Source organism: Agrilactobacillus fermenti, assembly GCF_047943045.1.
Taxonomy (GTDB): domain Bacteria; phylum Bacillota; class Bacilli; order Lactobacillales; family Lactobacillaceae; genus Agrilactobacillus; species Agrilactobacillus fermenti.
The window spans coordinates 608,745-634,940 of the sequence record NZ_CP181347.1 but is presented as its reverse complement, the minus strand read 5'-3'; the positions used below and the strand labels follow the sequence as shown (position 1 = coordinate 634,940).

Annotated in this window: 21 protein-coding genes; 7 read left to right on the top strand and 14 right to left on the bottom strand. The window is 41.3% G+C overall.

Features of this window, described 5'->3' with window-relative positions:
* The first annotated feature begins 69 nt into the window (after window positions 1–69).
* From ACNAN0_RS03060 to cydC, 4 genes are all read left to right on the top strand, one after another.
* Complete coding sequence (locus ACNAN0_RS03060) at window positions 70–1,524, top strand: cytochrome ubiquinol oxidase subunit I (RefSeq protein WP_416353828.1); 1,455 nt, start codon at window positions 70–72, stop codon at window positions 1,522–1,524.
* The gene (gene cydB / locus ACNAN0_RS03055; RefSeq protein WP_416353827.1) at window positions 1,521–2,522 is read left to right on the top strand and encodes a cytochrome d ubiquinol oxidase subunit II; all 1,002 of its coding nucleotides are present in this window, start codon (window positions 1,521–1,523) and stop codon (window positions 2,520–2,522) included. The genes ACNAN0_RS03060 and cydB overlap by 4 nt, the downstream gene beginning before the upstream one ends.
* Before the next feature lie 392 nt (window positions 2,523–2,914).
* A complete protein-coding gene (gene cydD / locus ACNAN0_RS03050) occupies window positions 2,915–4,675 on the top strand; it encodes a thiol reductant ABC exporter subunit CydD (RefSeq protein ID WP_416353826.1) in 1,761 nt (586 codons plus the stop codon).
* Window positions 4,672–6,411, top strand: a complete 1,740-nt coding sequence (cydC, locus tag ACNAN0_RS03045; protein WP_416353825.1) for a thiol reductant ABC exporter subunit CydC — start codon at window positions 4,672–4,674, stop codon at window positions 6,409–6,411. The genes cydD and cydC overlap by 4 nt, the downstream gene beginning before the upstream one ends.
* A gap of 85 nt (window positions 6,412–6,496) precedes the next feature.
* Here cydC and ACNAN0_RS03040 read toward each other — a convergent pair whose 3' ends face one another.
* Together ACNAN0_RS03040 and ACNAN0_RS03035 are read right to left on the bottom strand one after the other, a co-directional pair.
* Complete coding sequence (locus ACNAN0_RS03040) at window positions 6,497–7,135, bottom strand: hypothetical protein (protein WP_416353824.1); 639 nt, start codon at window positions 7,133–7,135, stop codon at window positions 6,497–6,499.
* Window positions 7,136–7,209: 74 nt separating this feature from the next.
* Window positions 7,210–8,181 carry a polyprenyl synthetase family protein gene (locus tag ACNAN0_RS03035; RefSeq protein WP_416353823.1) on the bottom strand — a complete coding sequence of 324 codons (972 nt, stop codon included), beginning with the start codon at window positions 8,179–8,181 and terminating at the stop codon, window positions 7,210–7,212.
* Window positions 8,182–8,269: 88 nt separating this feature from the next.
* Here ACNAN0_RS03035 and ACNAN0_RS03030 point away from each other — a divergent pair, with 88 nt between their 5' ends.
* Entirely contained in the window at window positions 8,270–9,184 is a 915-nt protein-coding gene (locus ACNAN0_RS03030) for a 1,4-dihydroxy-2-naphthoate polyprenyltransferase (protein ID WP_416353822.1), read from the top strand.
* Here ACNAN0_RS03030 and hemH read toward each other — a convergent pair.
* From hemH to ACNAN0_RS02975, 11 genes are all read right to left on the bottom strand, one after another.
* Complete coding sequence (gene hemH / locus ACNAN0_RS03025) at window positions 9,173–10,144, bottom strand: ferrochelatase (protein WP_230912759.1); 972 nt, start codon at window positions 10,142–10,144, stop codon at window positions 9,173–9,175. The two genes, ACNAN0_RS03030 and hemH, sit on opposite strands and share 12 nt — an antisense overlap.
* 200 nt (window positions 10,145–10,344) lie before the next feature.
* Entirely contained in the window at window positions 10,345–11,070 is a 726-nt protein-coding gene (locus ACNAN0_RS03020; protein ID WP_230912760.1) for a gamma-glutamyl-gamma-aminobutyrate hydrolase family protein, read from the bottom strand.
* Window positions 11,067–12,590: a gamma-glutamylcysteine synthetase gene (locus ACNAN0_RS03015; protein WP_416353821.1), complete on the bottom strand. Its 1,524-nt coding sequence runs from the start codon at window positions 12,588–12,590 to the stop codon at window positions 11,067–11,069. The genes ACNAN0_RS03020 and ACNAN0_RS03015 overlap by 4 nt, the downstream gene beginning before the upstream one ends.
* A gap of 395 nt (window positions 12,591–12,985) precedes the next feature.
* Window positions 12,986–13,699: a LutC/YkgG family protein gene (locus ACNAN0_RS03010; RefSeq protein ID WP_416353820.1), complete on the bottom strand. Its 714-nt coding sequence runs from the start codon at window positions 13,697–13,699 to the stop codon at window positions 12,986–12,988.
* 2 nt (window positions 13,700–13,701) lie between these two features.
* Window positions 13,702–15,192: a LutB/LldF family L-lactate oxidation iron-sulfur protein gene (locus tag ACNAN0_RS03005; protein WP_416353819.1), complete on the bottom strand. Its 1,491-nt coding sequence runs from the start codon at window positions 15,190–15,192 to the stop codon at window positions 13,702–13,704.
* 17 nt (window positions 15,193–15,209) lie between these two features.
* Entirely contained in the window at window positions 15,210–15,977 is a 768-nt protein-coding gene (locus tag ACNAN0_RS03000) for a (Fe-S)-binding protein (RefSeq protein WP_230912764.1), read from the bottom strand.
* Between the two features lie 393 nt (window positions 15,978–16,370).
* A complete protein-coding gene (locus ACNAN0_RS02995; protein ID WP_416353818.1) occupies window positions 16,371–18,113 on the bottom strand; it encodes an ABC transporter permease/substrate binding protein in 1,743 nt (580 codons plus the stop codon).
* Window positions 18,106–19,362 carry a quaternary amine ABC transporter ATP-binding protein gene (locus ACNAN0_RS02990; RefSeq protein WP_230912766.1) on the bottom strand — a complete coding sequence of 419 codons (1,257 nt, stop codon included), beginning with the start codon at window positions 19,360–19,362 and terminating at the stop codon, window positions 18,106–18,108. The genes ACNAN0_RS02995 and ACNAN0_RS02990 overlap by 8 nt, the downstream gene beginning before the upstream one ends.
* A 191-nt stretch (window positions 19,363–19,553) precedes the next feature.
* Window positions 19,554–20,189 (bottom strand): TrkA C-terminal domain-containing protein, encoded by a 636-nt coding sequence (locus ACNAN0_RS02985; RefSeq protein WP_230912767.1) that lies wholly within the window; start codon window positions 20,187–20,189, stop codon window positions 19,554–19,556.
* A gap of 245 nt (window positions 20,190–20,434) precedes the next feature.
* Window positions 20,435–21,643, bottom strand: a complete 1,209-nt coding sequence (locus ACNAN0_RS02980) for an acetate/propionate family kinase (protein ID WP_416353817.1) — start codon at window positions 21,641–21,643, stop codon at window positions 20,435–20,437.
* Between the two features lie 70 nt (window positions 21,644–21,713).
* Window positions 21,714–22,751 (bottom strand): zinc-binding alcohol dehydrogenase family protein, encoded by a 1,038-nt coding sequence (locus tag ACNAN0_RS02975; RefSeq protein ID WP_416353816.1) that lies wholly within the window; start codon window positions 22,749–22,751, stop codon window positions 21,714–21,716.
* A 147-nt stretch (window positions 22,752–22,898) separates the two neighbouring features.
* Between ACNAN0_RS02975 and ACNAN0_RS02970 the strand changes: the two genes are divergently transcribed.
* Complete coding sequence (locus tag ACNAN0_RS02970; protein WP_230912770.1) at window positions 22,899–23,438, top strand: biotin transporter BioY; 540 nt, start codon at window positions 22,899–22,901, stop codon at window positions 23,436–23,438.
* 127 nt (window positions 23,439–23,565) lie between these two features.
* Here ACNAN0_RS02970 and ACNAN0_RS02965 read toward each other — a convergent pair whose 3' ends face one another.
* Complete coding sequence (locus ACNAN0_RS02965; protein ID WP_230912785.1) at window positions 23,566–24,942, bottom strand: MFS transporter; 1,377 nt, start codon at window positions 24,940–24,942, stop codon at window positions 23,566–23,568.
* Between the two features lie 211 nt (window positions 24,943–25,153).
* On the opposite strand from ACNAN0_RS02965, the gene ACNAN0_RS02960 reads away from it, so the two are divergent.
* A complete protein-coding gene (locus ACNAN0_RS02960; RefSeq protein ID WP_230912771.1) occupies window positions 25,154–26,134 on the top strand; it encodes an alpha/beta hydrolase in 981 nt (326 codons plus the stop codon).
* The last annotated feature ends 62 nt before the right edge of the window (window positions 26,135–26,196 follow it).

The window sequence follows — 26,196 nt, the reverse complement described above, 5'->3', positions numbered from 1 at the left end:
TTTCTGTCTACAATAAAAGTAGTTATTGAATATAACTTTATTATTTTCTTCACTAGGGGGGGTTTTTTTATGGCACTAATGAGTATTGGCGTTTTGTCGCTTGCACGTTGGCAATTCGCTATGACCACAGTGTTCCATTTCTTTTTTGTGCCGTTTTCCATTGGTATGGCGCTTGTCGTCGCAATTATGGAAACTGCTTACGTCCACACAAAAAAGCCAGTTTATAAGAAAATGGCCAAGTTTTGGGGTAACATTTTCTTGCTAAGTTTCGCTGTCGGTGTCGTAACTGGTATTATTCAAGAATTCCAATTCGGGATGAATTGGTCTAATTATTCTCGCTTTATGGGCGACATCTTTGGCGCACCACTGGCTATTGAAGCACTGTTGGCATTCTTCATGGAATCCGTGTTCATCGGTGTTTGGATGTTTACCTGGAATCGTTTCAAGCCAGGTATTCACGTCATTTTCATTTGGTTAACAATGCTAGGTTCAATGCTATCAGCAATTTGGATCTTAGCCGCTAACAGTTTCATGCAACATCCAACTGGCTTCGAAATCAATCAAGCCACCGGTCGTGTTCGCATGACTGATTTTGGTGCGATCGTTGCTAATCCTCAACTTTGGCGTGTATTTCCTCACGTTATTGTAGGTGCTATTTTGACTGCTTCTGTAGCAACCGTTGGTATTGCAGCATTTGGTGTTTTACGCAAGAAAAATGCCGATTTCTACAAGCAATCAATGCGTGTTGGTCTTTGGGTCGTTTTGATCGCCTCTGTTGGTGCGATCATTACAGGTGACTTGCAAACACAACAAGTTGTTAAAGATCAGCCAATGAAATTTGCTGCAACCGAGGGTATTTACGAAGATACTAAGGATCCAGCACCATGGACTGCGGTTGCTTTGATTGATACTAAGAACCATAAAGTAACTCATTCCATTGAAATTCCTAGAGTCCTTAGTATTTTGACGTATCATAAATTATCTGGCGGCGTTAAGGGCATGAATACGCTCAACCAAGAATTACATGCTAAATATGACAAGAAGTTTGGTGCTGATATGAATTATTATGTACCAGTTAAAACTGTCTTTTGGAGCTTCAGAATCATGGCTGCTGGCGCAGTAGTCACCTTGATCCTATCTATTCTTGGGCTTGCTTATACTCGGCCTGGTAAAGATCGTATTGAAAACAAACGCTGGTTATTATGGTTATTAGGTATTGCAACTTATTGCCCATTTGTTGTCAATTCGACTGGTTGGTTTGTAACTGAATTTGGTCGTTATCCTTGGTTGGTTTATGGGTTACAAACGATTGCCGATGGGGTTTCACCAACAACAACTGCTGGGCAATTATGGTTCACGAATATCGTGTACTTCTTAATGTTCTCCTTGATGGGTTCGATTATGGTCTTCTACTCTAGAAAACTAATGATCAAGGGCCCAGACAATCTAGAATCAGCGGGTTATGATAATGGTGACGCATCAAAGAAGACGGACCCATTTAGCAAGGAGGCGTTTCAATCATGACTGGATTGCAACTATTATGGTTTATTTTGATTTGTGTCTTGTTCATTGGTTTCTTCTTCCTTGAAGGCTTTGACTTCGGGGTAGGCATGTCAACGCGCCTATTAGCTAGAAATGATGCTGAACGTGAGGCATTAATGGCAACGATCGGTCCCCATTGGGATGGTAATGAAGTTTGGCTGATCACTGCTGGTGGGGCAATGTTTGCTTCTTTCCCACTTTGGTACGCCAGTCTCTTTTCTGGTTATTACATTCTGTTATTCCTAGTTTTAGCGGCTTTGATTTTCCGGGGTGTCTCTTTTGAATTTTCAGCTAATGCTGATTCGATCAGTGCCCGCCATTTCTGGTATTGGGCTTTATGTATTGGTAGTACCATTGCACCATTCTTACTAGGTATGATGTTTACAAGCTTAATTCAAGGCCTTCCGATGGACAGTCATGGCGATATTTATGCTGGCTTTACAGATAATGTCAACTTATTATCAATCGTTGGCGGTGTTGCGGTTACATTGCTTTGCCTCATCCATGGTTTGAATTATACCCGGTTAAAGATCGATGGTAACATGCGTGACCGAGCTAGAAGTTTAGCTGAAAAGCTATATTTCGTTTTATTTGCCGGTGAAATTATTTTCGTCATTTTATTAGCCATTTACACAGACTTTATGAAACTACGGCCAATGTCAACTTGGGCTATCTTAATCTTAATTGTCTTGTTCTCTGCTTTATCTATGTGGGGCGCATATAGCAATAAAGAAGGTTTAAGTTTCATTACGTCTGGTTTAACTTTAGGCAGTATTGTGATCTTGCTGTTCAACGGGTTATTCCCACGCGTACTAATTGCAAATAATCCAGCACACAGCCTATTGATCAAAGATGCCGCTGCTTCACCATATACACTAACGATCATGACGATCGTAGCTTGTATTCTATTGCCGATCATGTTGGTTTACTTCATTTGGACTTTCTTCTTATTCAAGCGGCGTGTTAAAACTGCTGATTAAGACAGGTACATCTAATATTCATCAAAACTAAAATCGGTTATCAATTTTAGTGTGAGACTGGGACAAAACTAACGTCTTGTACCCAGTCTCTTTCTATATCTAAATGATTTAAATTTAGGCGCGTGAAACAACGGGCGATCAGTGTCCGAGCACTAACAAAAATCACGATAAGATAAATGGTGGCCGTTTCCATTCGAGTGATTCGTCGTTAGGTGAGGACATTGCCTTTTGGCACACGTTTAAACTAAAATTGTTCGCACGGGATTAACCAAAGACATAAAGTCTTCTATAATGAAAAGCGTATGGTGTAAGTCCCTAACAAGTGGCCGTTTAATTCTGTTTTACGCTTGCCGCTCCTAAACAAATAATATATAGAGAAACTGGTGGAATATATGATCGATAAGCGTTTGTTTAAATTACCCGGCCTGACCTTAACGCTGATATGGGTCACGATCTTGACCGGTATTCAAGGTATTGCGATCATTTGCCAAGCTCATTTTCTAACACGAGCTTTAGTCAATTCATGGCAGATGAAACCCCTAGCTACCTTAACCACAGCAACCATCCTATTCGGTGGCGCATTTTTGTTGCGGCATGTCTGTGTATGGCTCAAAAATATCATTTTAGATCACTATGCGGATCACACAAGCAATCTATTACGTGACCGCCTATTAGATCAAGTTTATGTCACAGGTGCCAATCAAATCGCCCAAACTGGGACCGGCAAGTTGGTAACTGTGGCTTTAGATGGCATCAATAATGTTTATAATTATTTCAACCTTATCTTTGCTAAGATTTTTGATATGATGATTATTCCTTTTTTAGTCATTATTTATATCTACTGGCAAAGTGTCCGCTCAGGTATTATCTTAACAGTCGTCTTTCCCATCGTTATTTTATTTATGATTATTTTAGGATTTGCGGCTCAAGATAAAGCCGACCGCCAGTATGCCGGTTTTATCAAACTGTCTAATCATTTTGTTGATTCTCTGCGCGGCTTAGCCACTTTAAAATTTCTAGGTCTATCCAAACGTTATGAAACTAACGTTTATGAAGTTAGTGAAGATTATCGCCGCAGTACCATGGATACCTTAAAAATTGCCATTTTATCGACTTTTGCATTGGATTGGTTCACGACTTTGTCCATCGCATTATTGGCCTTGTTCTTAGGGTTGGCACTGATCAATGGTTCAATGCCCCTCTTTCCAGCACTGGTTTCTTTGATTTTGGCCCCTGAATTTTTCTTGCCGATTCGCGACTTTGGCAATGACTATCATGCCACTTTAGATGGCAAGAATGCGTTGGGTGATATTTTAGATATTTTAGATCAACCAACGATCCAAAATCGAGAACTAGTCTCTGATGATTTTCGTTGGGGTGCCAATAGTATTTTAACTGCAAACCATTTTAATCTGCAATATAATCCCGATAATGCCCATCAAATTGATTTAAAAGACATTAGTTTTACACTGCACGGTTATCAAAAAGTAGCGATTATTGGGATGAGTGGATCCGGTAAATCGACCCTTTTAAATACGCTAGGCGGTTTCCTAACCCCAATGACTGCCACGCAGTCCGCAACAGATAACTTTGCCTTAAACGGCCAAGCACTGCCCCATTTAAGCCAAGCCAACTGGCAAAAACAATTTAGTTTTATTCCGCAATTTCCTTATTTATTTGCCGATACCATTGCTGCAAACATCAAGTTCTACCGCCCTGAAGCTACTGAAGCTGAGGTCCAAGCAGCCGTGGTCAAAGCGGGGCTTGCCGATTTTGTGGCCTCCCTCAAAGATGGTCTAGCTACTAAAGTCGGTGAAGGCGGCCGTGGCATCAGTGGTGGTCAAGCCCAACGGATTGCTTTAGCCCGTGCTTTTCTAGACCAAGACCGCCGCATTCTAATGTTTGATGAACCAACTGCGCATTTAGATATCGAAACGGAATATGCCTTAAAGGAAACGATGAAGCCTTTATTTAAAGATCATCTCGTTTTATTCGCAACTCACCGTTTACACTGGTTAAAAGAAATGGATTACGTCATCGTTATGAAAGATGGTCAAATTGTCCAACAAGGCCCCGTGGCAGAATTAGCCCAGCAGCCCAACGGTGAATTTAAAGCATTAACAGAACATATGCGAAAGCGGGTGACTTTATGAAACATTTCAAAAATTTGATGGCGCATGATACCTGGGTCAAGCCTTACTTGAAACGATACAAAAAGTTATTATTTTTATCGCTATTTTTTGGCGTTCTGACTGCTATTTGTGCCGCTGCGTTAATGTTCACATCTGGTTATATCATCGATCGATCCGCTACACATCCGTACAATATCTTGATGATCTATGCGGCCGTGGTTCTGACACGTGCTTTTGGGATCGGACGGCCAGTATTCAAATACTTAGAACGTCTACGTAGTCACAATTGGGTGCTCAAAGTGACCTCAGATCTCAGACGACGCCTCTACCATGTTTTAGAAAAAGATGCGGCCTTTTTTGAAGAGCATCATCGGACTGGTGATATTCTTGGCATCTTAGCAGATGATCTAGGTCACTTGCAAAATCTTTATTTACGGACGGTTTTCCCCACCATCGTCGGTTATCTAATTGGCTTACTCGTCATCATTCTCTTAGGTAGCTTTGACTGGCGCTTTGGACTATTGATGTTACTGCTATTTTTCGTAGAAATCTTCTTAATTCCCCTTATTTCTGTAAACGTGGAAGGCGCTCGACGCTATCATCAAAAAGCGATTAATAATGCATTATACGTTGATCTAACCGATAACGTCATGGGTGCGTCTGATTGGGTTATCTCTGGTCGTCATCAAGATTTTATTCAGCGTCCCAAACCTGCCTTAAAACAGTTACGTCAATCTCAACTTAAAAGCAAACACTTTGGCTGGACTCGGGATTTCATCTTACAAATCGTCTTCTTAGGCATGGCGATTGCCTTGATCATCTTTACCAATTTACATTTAACCGGTTCACAAGCTCAGGCGAACTTCGTCAGTGCCTTTGTGCTCGCAATCTTTCCATTGTCTGATGCTTTTATCCCTATCAGTACCGGTTTTGACGAATTACCACTATATGCAGATTCAATTCAACGCTTGAATGACTTAACCCCGAAGCCACGTACCTTACCAGCACAACAAATGCTTGAACCTAAAGACTTTCAGCAACTCACTTTGAAACAGCTTCAATTTGAGTATGATGCGGACTCTCCCGTTTTGATCAAAGACTTTAATCAAACTTTAAAACGTGGTGAAAAAATGGCGGTATTGGGCCCAAGTGGTACTGGTAAAACCACCTTACTACAGCTCATCTTAGGCGATCTCACCCCTCAATCCGGCGAAATTCTAGTGAATGATACAAATGTGCTAGCTTTACAAAACGAACGGGCCCAACTATTCTCAGTACTGAATCAGAGTCCATTTTTATTCAACACGAGTATCATGAATAATGTCCGCATGGGCAATGAACAGGCTAGTGACGCTGAGGTCAAGGCGGTGCTAGAAAAAGTCCAGCTCAAAGATCTGATTGAATCATTACCAGATAAATACGATACCGTTGTTGAAGAAGCAGGCAATCGTTTTTCTGGTGGGGAACGGGAACGTATCGCACTAGCCCGAATCTTGCTTCAGGACGCGCCGATTGTTTTGCTAGATGAACCTACGGTGGGCTTAGATCCAATTACCGAACAGGAACTACTGGAAACATTCTTCAAGCTGCTGCATGATAAAACCATCGTGTGGATCACCCACCATCTCCAAGGTATTGAACTTGTCGACCAAGTCGTCTTCCTAACTGAAGGTGATATTGAAATGCAAGGCAAGCCTAACGATCTTTATCAGCACAACGCCCACTTTAAGCAATTATTTGAAATGGATAGAGGTTAGATCTCCTAATTAGTGCGGATATTTATATTGAAAAAGCCCCACAATGCTAGATGATTTTGTCTAACAATTGTGAGGCATTTTTGTTCTAGTTTTCTGTGACTGAAAATTGGCCACTTGTGAATCGTTTATTAGAGGCAGAAATTTGGTAACGAACCAATATCTCCAGATCAGCCAGCTGCATCCCTAAGGTCAATTGGCGCAAGTAGACTTCTCGATGGCCTTGATTCAGTCGTCTAGCCTTGTGTTGTTTTATAAAAGTATCTAAGCGCTGAAACGTATCATTACCAGGTACTACTGGGCCAGCATTAAATGATTGGACTTCTGTGCCTTCCGCCAAACGTTCAAAATTCACCTGTTGTAATAATTCTGACGGATACTTAGCCGCTAAGTTTGCCTTAGCCGTTGTTAAAAGTTCTGGTACGGTAAAATTGGGTTGTTTGATCATCAGCAAATAACCACCAAACCCATCCCAAAAGCTGTTCAGTGGATAGGGCACATAGTCCCGAAACCAATCAAGTTGTTTACTCATCTGGGCAGCCTGACGAATCTCGGTTGCTAAATCATACATAATATTAACCTGACGCATAAATTGGGGATCGGTGACACTAAATTTACCAGCACCACGAAAGGTAATATAATTGCGTTCATTCAAAACAACCACTGATGGCTGTGTTTCATGAGTATATTCTTGCTGCTCAATCATACGATAATCAAAGCGATCCATGATGACGCCTCCTTAATCAGGCAACATCATATCACAAATGAACTGACTTGTAAGTTCTTGAGTCCTGAATAGCTTCAAAACGACCGTGCAAGTAATGCTGCAGTTATATCTTTCAAAATAGCTTTATTCCCAGAATCTGGCAAGGTTTCAATTTGTTGAAGTGCTTTTTGTGTATAATCATTGGCTAATTGTTTGGCATCAGGTACCCCGTATTCAGCGACGAGCTGAACTAATTCATTAACATGTGCTTCAGTCATTGGTGCCTGCAATAATTGCGGTAGCTCAGGATAATTGCGGGCTGCAAATAATAATGGCACGGAATAAGTTTCTGAACGTAGATCTTCACCCGCCGGTTTTAAAATTTCATCAGCAGACTTAGTATAATCTAAAATATCATCTAAAATTTGGAAAGCCATGCCGATATTATGACCGATCCGACGAGCGGTCTTTTGAATTTGTTGCGGTGCATCTGTCAAACGTGCACCAAACTCACAGCTCAATTGGAACAAAGCGGCCGTTTTACCATCGATCTCCCGTAAATAATCTTTAAGCGTCATGCCCGTTTTAAAATCAAAACGCATCTGATCTAACTCACCTAACAAAATGCGCCGCATTAATAAGGCATTCAAATGAACATCCTCACGGTTACGCGCCGTTTCATTGATCAACTCAAAGTAAATTGTAAACAGGTAATCACCGGCATAAATCGCATTACGCTGGCCATAATGGGTGTGGATCGTCGGCACACCCCGACGTAACGGCGAATCATCGATTACATCGTCGTGGATCAATGTCGCCAAATGTAAAATTTCCATGGCCGCCGCACTTTTGGTCAATTGCGTGACATCACGTTTAGAACCAAAAACTGAAAATAGTAACAAAAAAGCCGGTCGAACCAGTTTACCGCCACCTGACGTGAGCTCAACTAAGGCAGCTTCTATTTGCTTGTTACGCAACTGTATATTATCTTGGATCACCTTTTCCACTTGCACGAGTTCATCATGCAGCGCTGGAAAAGTAGTCCACATGGGATTAATTGAAATCACGAACTTACCTCTTTATGAAATCTGTTTTTTCGACGAATTTATGGTACTTTAATATTAACTAAAAATTAACCAGAAAGGAAATGTTTTTGTGTCGTTAAGTGTTTTTTTAGAGCTTGTAGAAATCAAAGCAAAAACTGCGAGTGTTTTTCCATTTTTATTAGGTACTTTTTTTGCCTGGTATCATTACCATAGCCTTCATCCGGTATTATTAGTGTTATTCTTCATTGCCATGTTTCTTTTTAATATGGCGGTGGATGCGCATGATAATTATCAGGATTATGTTCACGCGACAAAAGCCCGTGAATACCGTAAAAAGACAAATATTATTGGTGTCAATCATCTTGATCCTAATAAAATCAAATATCTAACTTTAAGCATGATAGGTATTGCTGGTATTATCGGTCTACTGATTGTAGCTAAAGTTGGCTTGCCTTTATTGTGGCTTGGCATGTGGTGTTTTGCGGTGGGCTGGTTTTACGCCGCTGGACCACGGCCCATTTCTTCAACACCCTTTGGTGAATTTTTCTCCGGTTTTACCATGGGTTTCATGATCACTTTAATTGCGGTCTATATCAATGTTTATGACCGGATCACTTTTAATTGGGCGTTTATCTGGCCGGTCTTGTTAGCTTCAGGATTAGCCATCTGTATGATTGCAAGTTTACTGCTAGCCAATAATTTCTGTGATGCTGAAGAAGATATTCAATTAGGGCGCAAAACGATTGTTTATTATATTGGTGTGCCCCATAGTCTACAATTCTATGTCGCTTTGATCGTCGTCGGCTATGCGACCTTGATTCTAGCAGTGATTCTGAATATTTTACCTTTAATGACCCTGCTGACCCTGTTAACCTTACCGATCATTATTAAAAACACTAAAAAACTATTAGCCAAACAAGTTAAAAAAGAGACCTTTATTTTTGCGGTTAAAAATTTATTTATTTCAACTTTGGCATTAGTAGTTACTTTTGCAATCGGCTTAATTTTACCTCTAGGCCGTTGAATTTTTACGAACGAGTTCAGCTAAAAAATCTATAAAAGCATCTTGATCATTAAGTGGTGGGATCAACGTAAAGTTGGTGCCGCCATTTGCTTTAAATACGCGCTGATTCTCATGGCCAATTTCATAAAGTGTCTCTAAACAATCAGCTGTAAAACTTGGGGTCACGACGGCTACATTCGTGATACCAGCTTGAGGCAATGCTTGAATGGTATCAATCGTCGCTGGTGTGAGCCATTGACCAGAGCCAAATTTAGATTGAAACGTCATCTGATAAGGTACCGCATGGTCTAAGCGTTCCATTGTCAACTCTGTGGTCACATGACATTGGTCATAATAAGGATCTTGCAATTGATCAATATAGCGCTTGGGCACGCCATGATAAGAGAACAAGACCTGCTGAATGTCAGGATGTGCATCAAGGACCGTTTGAATTGAATCAGCTAAGACTTGAATATAGCCCGGGTCATCATAAAAATCAGATATTAGGTGCAAGTTAGGTAAATGCGCCTTACCTCGAAAGAATGCCATAACCGTATCCATTACCGAGCCCACAGTTGTACCCGAAAACTGAGGATACATGGGAATAAGTGTCAACTCGGTCACCTGTGCAGCAATCATTTCTTGTAACACTGTTTCAATCGTAGGTTGGGAATAGCTCATCGCATAACGGACCAATGTATCAGGTAGGCGTTGACCTAAATTTTCTGTTTGCTGCTTAGTATAATACAGCAATGGTGACCCACCAAACCGAGCTTCATCCCAAATTTGGGCATACATCTGTGCTGATTTCTTAGCTCGAAACGGTAAAATCACACCGTGTAAAACCGGCCACCAAAGCAATCGTGGTAAATCAATAACGCGTGGGTCACTCAAAAATTGACGCAGAAATAACCGCACATCGGCTACTGTTGTTGATTCTGGTGTCCCCAGATTGACCAGAATGACCCCAGATTTTTTCAAAATACCCCTCCTCCGAGGATTGATACCTATTATTATACCGAAAATACAGCGGAATAAAAATGAATTCGATTACAAAAATCAAGTCACCTAAAATCAAACAAATCAGCATCAAAATTAACGCGTATGAGCGTGAGACAAAAGACCCTCAGCACCTGGGCACTAACCAGAATTGCGAAGAAATGCTAGATGTACCGATTTTCTTATTTAAGTTGATTCGCACGTTCAATTAAGCGACCAAAGATGGCCAAATTACGCCGATCATAATCGATCAACATTTCAGGATGCCACTGCACCGCAAAAAATTGATGATTTCTGCTTTGAATACCTTCGATCAAATCATCTGAACTGCGACTCAATGTGACCAGATCATCGCCTAAAGCTTTAATAGCTTGATGATGCAGCGAGTTTACAAATACCTTCTCGCCAAAAATCTGGCTCAAAAATGACGCCTTAGTTTGATACACATAATGCGTCGGTAAACGATCATCTGTCGGCTCTTGCACGTGCTTATAGGTAACGTGCTTGCGGTAGCTTAAATCTTGATATAAGGTACCACCAAAAGCCACATTCAACACTTGTAACCCACGACAAACGCCAAGCAAGGGTTTATTGGTATGACGCACCATTTGTACCAGAGACATCTCGAACTTATCCCGATTCAAATCTGTTTGTGAAATCTTGGGTAATGGCTCTTCACCATACAAATTGGGCGACACATCTTGACCACCAACTAACAAAAAACCGTCGAATAGTGATACGTAATCTCGAACGTCTGCTAAATTAGTCAAGGGCAATAAAACAGGCAAGCCACCTACAGCCGCGATGGCATTCAAATAAAATTGGGGGACAAAACTAGCTGAATGGTGATGAAAAACCGTTTCAGAATATTCATATTGACTAACCACGATCGCAATTCTAGGTTTCATTTTATGCCTCCAAAAGTACGCGCTTGATCGGGATCAGGCCTTAGCGTGCGGAATTTAGTTTGTAACCACTGATCAGCAGCTTGTGGTGTTCGGATCCAATCGCCATCATACAAATGAAACTCCTTACCGAATTGAACCATAACCCGGTGTACCTGCCAATTGACTTTAAAACCATGAATGATGGCCTGTTGTAATACCAACTGCTGCGATAAATTCAACGTGTCTTTCAAAAATAAAAATGGCCATGTTTTCGCGTTCGCGCCAGCATAGTACATTTTAAACTTTTGACCTTGTGTCAGCCCAAAATTTTCCAAACTATTATTTTGAATTTGGGCAGCAACTTGGTAGCCCAATGTGTCTTGTGGATCATCTAGCTGTTTGCTTAAACGATCCAGTAAATGTTTAAAATAATCAGGTAATCCCAAACGTTCACAAGTCTGATAAAGCAACTTGAAATCTCGCTGCGCCCAAGCGATAAATTGCGGTATTTTTTTACTTGGATCAGTCAAAGCCACTTTTTCGTTTAAAGCCATTGCCGCCGCGTAAGCCTGGTTCATGTCTTTAGGTGCCGCTGTAAACAAACTTTGCGCGATCAATAAACGTACAAAATTCAGGGCATCTAAGCTCAAGTGATTGGGCTCGAAAGGATTTAGATCAAACATACGCAATTCCAAGTAATCGATGCCATTTTTAAATACAGCCCGGAAGTTACCTTTACTTTTAACCCGTACTGGCCCATAAAATTCATGCTCGGAAAAGTAACGGCGCTTAGCGATTTGATGTTCGATCGCATTGATCTGGTCGTGCAAGGAGATATATCCGATCCGCTTATCAGCCGTGTTTTCAAAGCCATAGGTACTGGATCGCAAACTACGTACTGGATAATGAATGTGCTCTGGAATACGCCAATATTGGTTTTCAGATATTGGTGAAGCCCCGAAGAAATAAGTTAGCAAGTAACGATGCAACGATAAGAATTGTGCCACGTGGAAATAAGTATGATTTTTATAAGATACGAAATGGCTATTCGGCAACTTAGCCTGCTTAAAAAGTTTTTCCAGCAAAACTTCATTCAAACTAATATTCACATGAATTCCGGTAATAAGTTCTTGTTCTATCCCATAATTTTTCAGTAAATAGTCCCGATACTGCTGATATTTAGGGCGGCCAAAATGTGTGGTCACAAATTGTTTATCGTCATCGGATAAATGTGGGGGCAAGCTCAATGGCCAAATCACTTCATCTGCGTTCAATTGCCGCTGAACCACAGCCTGTAAAACATCTAAAAATGACATGGCTGCCGTCAAATTAGGTTGTGGCAGCGTAACTAATTCCATCTGTGATTCACCAAAATCGGATTGTAACATTGGATGAAAATTACGACTCCCAAAAATATTAGGATACTCATGACGACTTAAACAGCCTGATTTTTGTACCCGATGTTCCTCAACTTCGATTCCTGTGGCTTGCCATAAATCTGCAAAAGTCAACCCAAGTTCTTGCCATAATTCATAATCCAATGTCCCAACCTCCTGTATTCAATATCATAATTTAATCAAAATCTAATTTTTAACATTCTAAACTTTCTGAACTAAAAACGCAAAATATCAGAGTGTGACAAAGAGTGATCAGTGACTGAGCATGAACTAAATTTTTCTCGAACAAAAAGGGACCGGGACAAAACTAATGTCTTGTCTACGGCCCCGATTATTTCACGAACGATTGTATCTTAAACGTGTCCTAAAAGGCAACGCCCTCACGCAACGACGAATGATTCAAATGGAAAGTCCACCATTTTTCGTAATTCTCGTTGGTGCTCAGGCGCTGGGTGCCTTTTGTCTCACTATCCTTTTTACGTTTTCATAATAACAGTTAGCTTAAGTCTACAGCCATTATTTGCCAGCTTCATTAAAATTTAACGATCATCTACAATGACATAAGTCATGTCTAACGGTCCGTGAACGCCAACAATGAGCACCATTTCAATATCCCCCGAATTAGACGGTCCAGAAATATAGTTAATGTTAGAAGTTTTTAATTCACCTGATTTTAAGCGTTGGTCGTAGAGTTTCGTAGCTTGCGTGGAGCGCGGTAAAATGTGGCTACGCTTTACGATACTTAAATAATGGGTTGGCAAAAAGTTAAAGGCACGGCCTTGACCTGGTGTCGTTGGCACAGTAATCGTACCCGACTCTGCCAACAGATAGTCAGCAAAGCCAATAGCGACTAATGAATTTTGTGCCGTTGATAGATTTGTTTCCCGATCAGCCTGAGGATCCCAATATTTTACGGCGCGCTGACTGCTAACCGTTGTAACCCATGAATCTAAATTATAATCAGAAAAAGCTTCTGAATTCGTTGGCAGAATCAATTGACCATCGCCTAGGCGTTTAAGATATTCATCTAATACAGCCCCTAAATCATCCTGCTTTGTGATATTAACCGTTACATGCAATGCTTCACTGGTTGTCTTAGCAAGATCTAAAAGTTCATCGCTATTCAAATCGCTTAAGGTCTCTTCAGGTAATTGATTACGGTGAATAAAAGGATGCTTATGCACTTCATGTCTTGGTGTCCCGAGGCGTTCAGCCACATGATCTAAAAAGGCTTCTCGATTATAAATGGTCATGCTTATTGCTCCTTTCGATCTGCTTGTTGTGCTTTTTCTTGGCGATGATCTTTAAACCATACGCGGAATTGGTCTTTGCCTTTTGGTGGGACAGGCAGATCACGAACATCAGTCCAACCGCCCATCAGTGATGGCCCTTTATCCAAATAACCGTCATCTGGAATGAAGTTATCCGCGGTCCGACGTTCCTTTTTGGCCATTGGTTTCAAAGCTGTATGGGCGAATTTAACCGCTGATCTAAAAATCCAAGGGAACCCAGTCCCAATCCCAATCACTTGCATGACCAAATTGTTCAGGCCATGCTGCATATGCCGTTGGTCCGTAATGATGCGCCGATGCTTGATCAATAATTCGTGTAATGGAATCTTCACCGGACAAACTTCAGTACAAGCCCCACACAAACTAGAAGCAAATGGTAAATCGGAAAAGGCTTCATAACCACCAAGAATTGGGGATAAGACAGCACCCAAAGGCCCGGGGTAAATAGAACCATAACCATGTCCACCGATATGTCGGTAAACTGGGCAGACGTTCATACAAGCACCACAGCGAATACATTGCAAAATAGACTGAAATTCTGTGCCTAGTGCCTTAGAACGATTATTGTCCACAATGACCACGTGGAAGTTCTCAGGGCCATCCGTTTCACCCGTGACTTGTTGTCCAGCGAAAGTAACATAACTTGTTAATTTCTGCCCAACGGCACTACGACACAGCATGTTATCTAAAATTTCGGCTTCTTGCATGGTCGGTACGATCCGTTCCATACCCATCACAACGATTTGTGTCTTTGGAATCGCCATCGTCAGATCAGCGTTACCTTCATTGGTAACTAGATTGATCATCCCATTATCTGCAACTGCAAAATTACACCCGGTAATCCCTAGATCCGCTTGTAAAAAGTATTCACGTAAATACTTCCGCGCAAAGCGGGCAAGGTGCATCGGATCATTATCGCCTTCATAACCAAGTTTCATGAAAACTTTACGTACCTGATCCCGATTTTTATGCAAAGTTGGAAAAACGATATGCGTTGGTTCATCCCAATCATCTTCTTGTAGAATGAACTCGGCTAAGTCGGTTTCCATTAATTGAAGTCCTTGATTTAAGGCCAATAAACGCTTATCCAAATCAATTTCCGTTGTCACCATTGATTTAGACTTAACGATACGCTTGGCGCCTGTTTCTTTAACGACTTTTTCAATATAGTCAACGGCGTCTTCTTCTGTGCTGGCAAAGAAAACGTCGCCACCATTTTTTTCAACGTTATCACTAAACTGCTCCAAATAATCAGGTAAGTAGGTCAATGCTCGTTGCCGGATTTGTTCGCCTAATTCACGCCATTGTTCCCAGTTGCCTAGCAAGGCACGTGAATCTTCACGTTTAATGTGTTGTGCATCTTGAGCTTTAGCAACGGAGGCTTGCATAAATTTATCTTGTTCAGATTCTTTGACCCGTTCGATCATTGGTTTATCACTTGTTTTAATGCCCATTATTTTACACTCCCCTGCTATTTAACTGGTGCATGTTTCAAGTAAGTTATCCGACTTTCATCCACATTGGAATTTAGAACTTCGGCTAAATGCATGATCTTGATTTTCTTGCCTTCACGGTTGAAACGACCGCCAATATTCATCAAGCAGCCCATATCACAACTGACCAATACTTCTGCACCGGTATCGACGATATGCCGAACCTTTTCAGTAACCATTAATTGAGACATTTCCGGTTCTTTGGCAGAGAAAGTACCGCCAAAGCCACAGCAATCATGCGCATTTTCCAGCGGAATCATTTCTAGCCCTTTGACATGATCCAATAAGGCATAAGGCGCTTCAGATTCGCCTAATAACCGTGTCATATGGCAAGAACGGTGGTAAGTTGCTTTGGCATTCAGCTCAGCCCCGGCATTTTCCACGCCAAGGATCCGCCAAAGAAATTGTGAGAATTCGTAAGATTTTGCCGCAACTTCACGGGCCTTGTCGGCATATTCAGGATCGTCCTTTAAGAGTTCTGGATATTCCCGCAACATCGCCACACAAGAACCAGCGGGGCCTACGATATAGTCGGCATCAATACTCAATAGAGCATCGATCTCGTTATGAAAGACTTTTTGAGTTGCTTTACTATACCCACTATTATAAGTTGGCTGCCCACAACAAATTTGATCACCTGGTAGGTAACAATCACAGCCAAAACGTTCTAGTACTTCTACCATAGCTTTCCCTACTTCAGGAAACATTAAGTCAACAACACACGTTGAAAAAATTGCTACTTTCATTCCTCTGCCTCCTATATGTCTAAAGCGAATAATTCAAACGCCGATCTAATCACTTATTGATATATTTATTGTAGCGCATTCATACAATTTTGAAAAACAATCGTTTCATTTTCAGAAAGCGCTTAATGTGTTTATAAAAAGGCGTTTTGACTGATATTCTCTTTCCGGCAGGTCCAAAATGTAGGGATTCCCCTCATGTTATTTTAAGACACTTAAAATCTAGTTTCTTTTCTACAGCGCCCATTATTTTACGCATGATTTGATCTTAAACGAAAAAAAGAATCTGAGCACAAAACCATCGTTTTGCATCAGATTCTTCTTACTATTCAATGAATGATTCAATTTCAAACACATTTGTGCAAGCAAACTTACCACACATATCGTCAACGTTATTTATTTTTTCCACGCAGCAACTTGCTTAGGATGTGCTTTGATCCAATCCTTAGCAGCTTGTTGTGGTTCAGTTCCCTGATTAATTTTCAACATAACGGATTGAATATCTTTTTGACTCCAGTGGAAGTTTTTCAAGACTTTATAAGCTTCTGGATTATCTGACTTAAAGCCTTTACGCGTCATCGTATTGATACTTTCGGCTTTGCCCATTGTGCCCTTTGGATCCTTTAGATACTTCAGCTTGTACTTGCTGAACATCCAATGGGGTGACCAACCCGTGATCACGATTGGCTGCTTGTTCTTAATTGCTTTGCCTAAAGCCACCGTCATCGCACCTGAAGAAGAGGTGGAAATATTCCAGCCGCTTAGATTAGGATAAGCTTTTTGCGTCTTTTGCGCAGCGGCTACCACACCGGCACCTGGTTCGATTCCGGTAATCGTTTGATTGGCTTGATTGGTCAAATCACTAATAGAATTGACGTTGGTCATATATTGCGGCACGACTAAGCCTAATTTAGCACCTTCTAAATTTGGCCCTAATAAGTCAATTTGGTGCTTATACTTTTGATATTGTACCTTATGCGTATTTGGCAACCAGGCACTGACAGAGGCATCTGCCTGACCTTTAGCAACCGATTCCCACATAATGGCATTATCTAATGGTGTGAGTTTGACATTGTAACCCATTTCGCGTAAAACTTCACCAACAACATTACTAGAAGCAACTTCAGTATCCCACTCTACATAAGCAAGATTGACGTCCCCTTTATTACTCGTTTGGTTATTTAACTTGCTGTAAGCAATATTACCACCTAGCAAAGCAATAATTGCCGCAATCACACCAATTGTCGTATAACGCTTCTTTTTCTTTTGTTTGGCCGTCAAATTCTGTTGATGCGCTTTAGGTTGGTTCAAATACTGCGTGAACCGATCCACAATAATTGCTAAGACAACTAAAGCTAAGCCATTTACGAAGCCCGTTCCGACTTCTGCCCGTTGTAACGCTTGTAAAACGCCACGTCCAAGTCCAGGCGCCCCGATCATTGATGCTGTGACTACCATTGATAAAGCGAGCATGGTCGTTTGATTGATCCCGGCCATAATCGTATTTTTAGCAATTGGCAGTTCGACTTTGACTAGTTTTTGCCAACTGGTACTCCCAAATGAATCTGCTGCCTCGACCAAATCGTCAGGGACACTGCGAATACCTAAGTTCGTCATCCGAACAGTTGGCGGTAAAGCGAAGATAATTGAAGCAAACAGCCCCGGTACAATCCCGATACCAAAGAAGGCAACGGCTGGAATTAGATAAACAAAGGCTGGCATTGTCTGCATAAAGTCAAGAATTGGCGTGATCACCGCTTTAGCTTTATCACTCTTAGCCATCCAGATACCTAAAGGTACCCCGATTACAATTGACAGTACACTGGATAAGAGCACTAAGGTCACGGTGTTCATTAAATCATGCCATAAACCCTGATTATAAATATAGACTAATCCAATTAACGTAAATGCTGTCAAACCCCATTTACGTTTCGAAATTACGAACGCCGCTAAAGTCAGTAAAACAATTACGATCACTGGATTGATCGCAATCAAGCCATCAGTGATCCCATTCATCAGCGTTTTACCAAAGTTTTGTAAGACGTTAAAAAATCCGGCCCAATTGGTTGTGAACCAATCGGTAATCTTTTCGATCCAAGACGCCACAGGTAGTTTGGCAATTGCAAGTAAATTAAGCATTAGCATTCTCCTCCCCTGTTGTGGTTTGTGCTTGGCTCTGGTCGTTTGCTGATGTCGCATCAGTCTCTGGCGTATCTGTATCCTCAGCTAAAGCATCGATCACACTACCACGGATGACAACGCCTACGACCCGATTATTTTCAGTGACGACTACCGGCGTTGGTGAATCGTTAATCACATTGAAGATATCGTTGACGTGCGTATCTTTACTGATTGTCGGAATTTTAGAACTAATGAAATCCGCCAGTGGTTTACCTTCTTGTCTGGCAGTACGCGCATCTTCAGCGTTGATCACGCCTTTAAGGTGCCGCTCACTGTCAATAGCCACAAGCATACTGACTTCTTCATGGCGCATGCGCCGTAAAGCCATGTTTGGCCCTTCTTTATCCAAATTAATAGTCAGCGCTGGAATCATGATATTTTGAGCAGTCAAAACCTTTGAGTAATCCACATCTCGTGTAAAGGTGCGCACATAATCATTGGCTGGGTGAGTCAAAATTTCTTCACCAGTCCCAATTTGCATCACTTGACCGTCTTTCATAATCAGGATTCGATCACCCAGACGCAATGCTTCGTTCAAATCATGGGTGATGAAAATAATTGTTTTTTTCATTTTAGCTTGAAGGTCTAGCAATTCATCTTGCATCTCATGCCGAATCAGAGGATCCAACGCTGAGAATGCTTCGTCCATTAATAGAACTTCAGGATCATTGGTCAATGCTCGGGCTAAGCCGACACGCTGCTGCATCCCACCAGATAATTGACTTGGATATTGTTCCGCAAAATCTGCCAAACTCATATCTTTAAGTGTCGCCATTGCTTTTGCTTCGCGTTCTTCTTTGCTTACACCCTTTAATTCAAGCCCATAAGCCGTATTTTCTAAAATTGTTCGGTTTGGAAAAAGTGCAAATCCTTGAAACACCATACTCATTTTTTTACGGCGCGTTTCGCGCAATGCTTCCTTATCCATTGTCGCAATATCATCACCGTCAATATAAATAGAGCCGGCTGTTGGATTGATCAAACGATTGATCATGCGGATCATCGTGGACTTCCCACTACCAGATAAACCCATGACCACAAAGATCTCACCCTTTTCAACTTCAAAATTGGCATCGTAGACACCAACAGTCGCCCCAGTCTTCTTTAAGATATCGGTTTTAGATTTCTTTTGCTTGATCATTTCAAGTGCTGGTTTGACACGTTTCCCAAATATTTTGGTTAAATGTTCCACCTTAACGATTGGCAATTCAATTCCCCCTTTTTCGATAGTTATTATCGGAAAGTGACCATACTATGCTAACTCCATATTGTCACTTTGTCAAATAAGTGACTCCGGCAAACTTTGATCTACCGGAGCTTACATGAAAATATTTAGCAGCTTGTGTCCTATTTGCCTGGACTATACGCCATAGCATGGCACCAGTCAAATAAAACGACTCACTCGGATGCCATCGCAAAATAATTACGTACGCGTCGTGGTGATGTCTCATTCCCAACATAGTAAATAATGTCACCCGCTTCAAGCACAGCGTAAGGCCCAGGAGAAATATGCATTTGACCATTATGACGCACGGCTACGATCGTGGCCGTTGTATTCTGCCATAATTTCAATTCACCAATCGATTTTCCCAAATGCTTGCAGCCAGCCGCCAATTCTAATTGAAAGGGCATTAAGGGATCAACCGTATTAAAACGTTGGGTTTGATCCAAAAACTGGTTCATCATTTCTGACAAATGTTTGTATTCTTGCAGCTGATGTTTCATCGTTTGATGAATATCGTGCTTTAAATCTTTAAGTGTCTTTACATTTTTAAATTGATCAACAAAATTGACGGCATTATTCAAAGAAGAAACATAAAAGCCACTCCCCTGTTTAGCCTCGACAATATGCAAATCAGCCAATAATTTGATAGCTTTGCGTGCCGTTTCCGCCGAAACCTGGTACGTATTGGCGACCGTTGAACGCGCATGGATCTTTGCCCCAATGGGATATTCTTGATTAACGATCCGATTAGCGATATCAATGGCTATCTGCTGATAGCGCGATAAGGTATTCTCTTTGATTCCGGCCATGATGAGCCTCCTTTTGAACAGTGATAGGTTCAACTGGAAGATAATACGCCAAAAAAAATTTAAATGCAAGTATCAGGTTTATTAATTGATAATTTTTTGATCAACAAAAGCTAAGCTACGTTTATTTTCATTATTCATAATCTAAAGTCAAATTAAACGAAAAAATGAGCTGAAAAGCAAAAAATGAATTCTGCTTCAGCTCATTTTAAGTTTCACAATACGAATATAGTCGGTACCATTCTGAATTACGCTTGCTTCTCTGCATCATTTTCATGCAGTGCAAAGGTGTCTCTGGCAATCATTAATTCTTCATTGGTCGGAATGACATAAACTTTGACTTTGGAATCATCGGTGCTGATCAAGCGTTCTTTGCCGCGAACATTATTACGTTCTGGATCGATCTTAACGCCAAAAGCAGCCAAGCGTTCACAGACATGTTGTCGCAGTTCCTTACCATTTTCGCCCACACCGGCTGTAAATACTAAGCCATCTACGCCGTTTAATCGGGCGACATAAGCCCCGACGTATTTGACCACGCGATTCACAAAAACATCTAAGGCTAACTTGGCACGTGCATTCGTAGCTTCGACTGCTTCCAGATCCCGCATATCCGCAGATAGACCAGATAAACCAAGTAAACCGGATTTTTTATTTAAAATATCGATCAAATCTTGGACATCGGTCAAACCTAGATGGGACATCAAGAACGGAATCAATGAAGGATCAATATCCCCAGAACGGGTACTCATGGTGATTCCCGCTAACGGTGTGAAGCCCATCGAGGTATCTACCGCTTGTCCGTTTTCAATGGCTGAAATAGAAGCGCCACTGCCTAAATGTAATGTAATCAACTTCAAATCTTTGGGTTGCCCCATCAATTCAGCTGCCCGTTGTGCAACATAGCGATGACTCGTCCCATGCGCGCCATATTTACGGGCTTTATAGTCGTGATAATAATTCAAATCAACACTATACAGATAATCTTCTGGTGCCAAAGTTGAAAAGAAAGAAGTGTCAAATACAGCAACTTGAGTGGCATGAGGCAGCAATTCTTCAAACACACCGATATAATAGGCTTCAATTGGATTATGCAAAGGTGCATATTCTTCTAATGCTTTGATCTCATCTGTAACCTGTGGTGTGACCCGTGTTGACGATTTAAAAATTTCTCCACCGGCGACAACACGATGCCCAACGCCCTCAATTTCTTCCAAGTGCGCAACGATGCCTAGATCTTTCAACCGCGTTAAGATCTTAGCAGCTGCTAATTCATGGGTCGTGATTGGTTCTTGTTGTTCAAACCTTTGGCCATCCCCATATTCCGCGATAAACCGAGCGTTTTCTTGACCCAACCGATCGATCATTCCTCCGGCAATTCGCGTTTCAGAAGGCATATCAAATAACTGCCACTTTAACGTGGAACTCCCCGCATTAACAGCCATTACTTTCGTCATGTCAATCTCTCCCTAAACAAAAAATTCAATATTCCTATTTTAACAGTTTTTGTTAGCGCATACACTATTTTTATTTATGAACTGGTCCTGAGAGCACGAGTTTTCCACGCACACGGCCACTTTCTATCAGTTGATGAGCCTGATAGAGCGTATCTGGAGTAATATCATGGAATGTCTCAGTTAAAGTCGTTTTTAAAATACCTTGGTCTATTAATCGACTGATCTGCGCCAGAATTTGTCCTTGACTGGCAATTTTATACCCGTAATCAGCTTTAGCAAACATATATGCCCAATCTAAACTTGCGGCTTTATTCTTTATAAGACCTACTGGCAAATCAGCTGCTGCAACAATTGTCCCAATATGGCCAAAAGGTCGAACCAATTGCGCTGCCACTTCAAAATAAGCTTTGGGATCATACAAAATTGCGATACCATCCATATCGGTAATGTCAACACCTTTTAGAGCTTCAATCAAATCTTGATGGTAATCCAAGGTCACATCTGTTCGATTACGCATCAGCCAATCAAAGTTTCGTGGACTTGATGTGGCATAAACCCGCAAGCCACTCCACTTTGCTAATTGTGTTAGAATCGAGCCGACGCCGCCAGCCCCATTGATTACCAAAATGCGTTGCCCATTATTTGCATTGGCTTGTGGCACAAAATTCATCTTTTCAAACAACAATTCATAGGCCGTCAATGCCGTCAATGGTAGAGCTGCCTGTTGTGCCGACGTTAATTGTTTTGGCGCTAAAGCAATCAAGCGACTATCTACAACCTGGTACTGGCTGTCAGCACCACGTCGGCGTGTCGTTCCTGCATAAAAAACAGCATCGCCCACTTTAAAATCAGTTACTGCGTCACCCACAGCCAAAATACGGCCAGCTGCATCATAACCTAAAACCTGAAATTGATCCGTAGCTGGTAAAGTTTGTCGCCGTTTGGTATCTACTGGATTAACCGACACTGCCTGAATTTCAACTAAAACATCTTTGGGTTTTAGAGGTGCTAATGGCAAAGTCTGCGTTTCAAAATGGCCTGAATTTAACTCAAATCCTGATTTAAAACCAATCATTAAACTTTCAGTTGGTATTTGCGTCATGTGCATACCTCATTTCAAACTTGAAGCAAGTTATATTTTTATATGTGATAACTTAAGTATATCGCAATCATTTAAGTGTGAAAAATAATCGATTATAAATTCATTTATAGCGATTTATGCTATACTTAGGCCATCAAATTTAAGGAGACATCTATGGGTAAAACACACGCTAGAGACATGGTGCTCATCGCTGAATTTGCAATTATTCTGGCAATTCTTTCACAAATCACGATTCCTTTTGGTCCAGTGCCTTTTACACTCCAAACTTTTGGCGTCATGCTGTTAGGTAGTACTTTGAAACCAAAACAGAGTATATTCAGTGTCCTTTTATACCTCTTATTGGGGCTCATTGGCTTACCCGTCTTTGCGGGCGGTGTCGGCGGCGTTACCCAGTTCATCAATCCGCTAACGGGCTTCTTATTAGCTTTTGTCCCTGGCGCAGCACTATTAAGTCTTTGGATCCAAAAATTTGGGCGACCTGATAAGCTTAATATTGGCGCGCACTTATTAAGCAGTCTACTAATTTTATTGTTGGGTACGATTTGGCTGAAATTTTTCACCCATGGGACCTGGTCTAGTGCTTTCTTAGCTGCTTTTGTCCCTTTTATCGTACCCGAGCTTCTCAAAGCCGCCGTGGCTTCACTATTGGCGCTCAAACTGAGACCAATCATTTATCGTGTCAAAGCATCTTAAAAAAGCGTTCACCCTTCATCATAGGCTAGCAATCAGTTAGTCAATGAAGTGGGTGTCACGCTTTTTATTTTAAAATATTTGGTTTTCTAACGGACTGCCATTTATCAGGGTTCTTGTTAGTGTTTGGTCACTGAACACCCTTTGTCGCACGCTCATGGCGAACCGCTAAAGCTTGGCGTTGAATCTGAAATGTTAAAATCAACCCCAAAATACCAATCACCGTAAACAAGCCAAAAGTCATTTGAAAGCCCCGGATTTGTGCCGGCAATTGCCCCAAATATTGACTGTGTTGTGTCACTAACGTCAAAACTTGCGTCGCAACCATCACACCTAATGAACCTAGAATTTGACGCGCGGTAGTAATGACGGCCGTGCCATGGGCGAGCAAATCTTCCGGTAAGGCATTCGAACCCATTGTAACAGCTGGCATCATCACAAAAGCATTACCACTCTCTGTGATAATGGCCATTATAATGGCGATCCAAAGCTGCCGGCGACTGGCGAAGAGTGTCATTAACCCCATACCGACCACAATCAAGCTCATCCCTAAGGCAATAACTTTTGTACCCGACCAATGATCAAATAACTTCCCTGCAATTGGATTTAGCAAACTTAAAACCACGGCAGCAGGTACTAGTGACAAGCCAGAAGCTAACGGAGAAATATGTAACACTTGTTGAAAATAAAGTGGCATGATGATCGTCGTCACGATCAAAGCAATGTAAGAGATACCAGTTAAATAGACGCCGTACCGAAAAGCTTTGGCACGAAAAACACGTAATTGTAAAAACGGTACTTTCTGCCGATTTTGACGCCGAATGAAAGCCCAAATGGCAACAATACTAGCAACCAGTAATATCAACCAGCCAAACTGCAGCCCATGGGTCAATTCGTTTAACGCCCACATGACCCCTGGAAATCCAAGTGCATAGACCACCGAAAAGAGATCAATTGGCTGACGATGGCGTGGCATGACGTTTTTGATAAAGGCATACGAAGCGATGAAAGCCACTAACATGAGAACTAAAAATAGCCCGAAAATGGCTTGCCAAGAAATATACTGCAAAATAATGCCAGAAATGATAGGCCCCACTGCTAAAGCCGACCCCATCACTAAACCAGCAATACCCATTGTAAAACCACGATTGGCTTCCGGTGTAATCGTTAATAAAACAGTCTGGTAACTGGGGAAAATAATACCAACTGCCACCGCTTCTAATAGGCGACCAGCTAGCAACACCCAGAAGCTAGGCGCACTAATACATAATAAGGTTCCCAGAGAAAAGACAAGCAATACCCCACGGAATAATGTTTTGAACCGTAAATTATTTAGCAGCCAAGGACTGACTGGGATCAAAATACTCATAACCAGCATAAATCCTGTCGTCAGCCATTGAACCGTGTCAGCCCCAACTTGAAACGTTCGCATTAAGGTTGGATAAGCAGTGGACATAGCTGACTGACTGATAGACATGCCAAAAGTGCCCATTAATAATGTAATCATGAACCCAACGCGCTGACGACCTTGGACTGTTTCCACCGTATCTTGTGTTTGCACTAAAAAGCCCCCAAATAAGCCACTATTTAAAATTATTATTATTAATCACAAGTCCATTTTAATCGTCTTTCAGAAAATGGCAACCTCTGATCAATCTCGCATCACTGTGCAATTCTTTTTAACTCGAAACTATGCTATAGTATTATGGAGTATCGTTATGGAAGGAAGTGGTGAAAGTTTGAAATCGGCAGAACAATCTATTCGCCAAACAACGCAAATGAACGGTTTTTGGGGGCGGATTACCGCATTTTTTGCAATTATTGGTGCCTTGATTTTTAGCTTTTTGCCCAAAAGAATTGCGCAACATCTTGATTTATCCCAGGTTGAACCTAAAATACCACTGAATCATCCGATACAAATTCCGACGATCTTTGTTCACGGCTTCCGTGGCGGCTTAAATACGACTGAAAAAATGGTCGAAGCTGCGATCGACTATACCAATCAACAAGATTTTCTTCGCGTTATCGTTGATTGGCGTGGTCGAATTCGTTATCAAGGTACTTGGACAACTAATGAAAATCCGATCATTCAAATTATCTTTGAAGAAAATATTGCTAGTATGCGCATGCATTCACGCTGGCTAGAGCTAGTTTTACCAACATTAAAAAAGCGTTATGGCTTCAAGAAATTTAATGCCGTTGGTCATTCGGTTGGGGCGACTGCTTTATTAAACTGCCTATTGGAAAATCATGATGATCCTATGTTTCCAACACTTAATAAGGTCATTTTAGTTGCTGGCCCATTCAATGGCGTCATTGCATTGGGCGATATTCCCAATATTAACCAGTTGACGCTCAGCGGTCGGCCAATGCTAATGAATATGCATTACTTGTACTGGTTCTTTCACAAAAATGAATTTCCTAGGGATGCTAAAGTATTAAATATTTATGGTAACACGGACACTGGGTTTAATACCGATAAGTACATTACTGTGAATTCGGCGCGCTCTATTAATTACTTATTACGAGATACTGCTTCTATATACCATGAAATTGAAGTTCATGGTACTTCGGGTGAACATTCTGTCATGCACGATGACCCGAAAGTACTCTATATCATCAATAACTTTCTCTTTAACGATCGCGTCGTTGAACCAGCTGGCAGTACAAATCCGGTTTTGGAAGATATTTCATATTAATCAGCAATAATTATGTGAGTCTTCTAATCTTTTGTGTTACACTAAGAATACAAAGATTAAGG

What these genes read in the sequence shown, in the direction of transcription:
- ACNAN0_RS02965 (WP_230912785.1), bottom strand. Translation starts at nt 24,942, where the DNA reads ATGATTACATTATTAATGGGCACTTTTGGCATGTCTATCAGTCAGTCA.
- ACNAN0_RS02995 (WP_416353818.1), bottom strand. Translation starts at nt 18,113, where the DNA reads ATGCTTAATTTACTTGCAATTGCCAAACTACCTGTGGCGTCTTGGATC.
- ACNAN0_RS03040 (WP_416353824.1), bottom strand. Translation starts at nt 7,135, where the DNA reads ATGGATCGCTTTGATTATCGTATGATTGAGCAGCAAGAATATACTCAT.
- ACNAN0_RS02970 (WP_230912770.1), top strand. Translation starts at nt 22,899, where the DNA reads ATGGGTAAAACACACGCTAGAGACATGGTGCTCATCGCTGAATTTGCA.
- ACNAN0_RS02975 (WP_416353816.1), bottom strand. Translation starts at nt 22,751, where the DNA reads ATGCACATGACGCAAATACCAACTGAAAGTTTAATGATTGGTTTTAAA.
- cydB (WP_416353827.1), top strand. Translation starts at nt 1,521, where the DNA reads ATGACTGGATTGCAACTATTATGGTTTATTTTGATTTGTGTCTTGTTC.
- ACNAN0_RS03000 (WP_230912764.1), bottom strand. Translation starts at nt 15,977, where the DNA reads ATGAAAGTAGCAATTTTTTCAACGTGTGTTGTTGACTTAATGTTTCCT.
- cydD (WP_416353826.1), top strand. Translation starts at nt 2,915, where the DNA reads ATGATCGATAAGCGTTTGTTTAAATTACCCGGCCTGACCTTAACGCTG.
- ACNAN0_RS02980 (WP_416353817.1), bottom strand. Translation starts at nt 21,643, where the DNA reads ATGACGAAAGTAATGGCTGTTAATGCGGGGAGTTCCACGTTAAAGTGG.
- ACNAN0_RS03020 (WP_230912760.1), bottom strand. Translation starts at nt 11,070, where the DNA reads ATGAAACCTAGAATTGCGATCGTGGTTAGTCAATATGAATATTCTGAA.
- ACNAN0_RS03005 (WP_416353819.1), bottom strand. Translation starts at nt 15,192, where the DNA reads ATGGGCATTAAAACAAGTGATAAACCAATGATCGAACGGGTCAAAGAA.
- ACNAN0_RS02985 (WP_230912767.1), bottom strand. Translation starts at nt 20,189, where the DNA reads ATGGCCGGAATCAAAGAGAATACCTTATCGCGCTATCAGCAGATAGCC.
- ACNAN0_RS03010 (WP_416353820.1), bottom strand. Translation starts at nt 13,699, where the DNA reads ATGACCATTTATAATCGAGAAGCCTTTTTAGATCATGTGGCTGAACGC.
- cydC (WP_416353825.1), top strand. Translation starts at nt 4,672, where the DNA reads ATGAAACATTTCAAAAATTTGATGGCGCATGATACCTGGGTCAAGCCT.
- ACNAN0_RS02960 (WP_230912771.1), top strand. Translation starts at nt 25,154, where the DNA reads ATGGAAGGAAGTGGTGAAAGTTTGAAATCGGCAGAACAATCTATTCGC.
- ACNAN0_RS03060 (WP_416353828.1), top strand. Translation starts at nt 70, where the DNA reads ATGGCACTAATGAGTATTGGCGTTTTGTCGCTTGCACGTTGGCAATTC.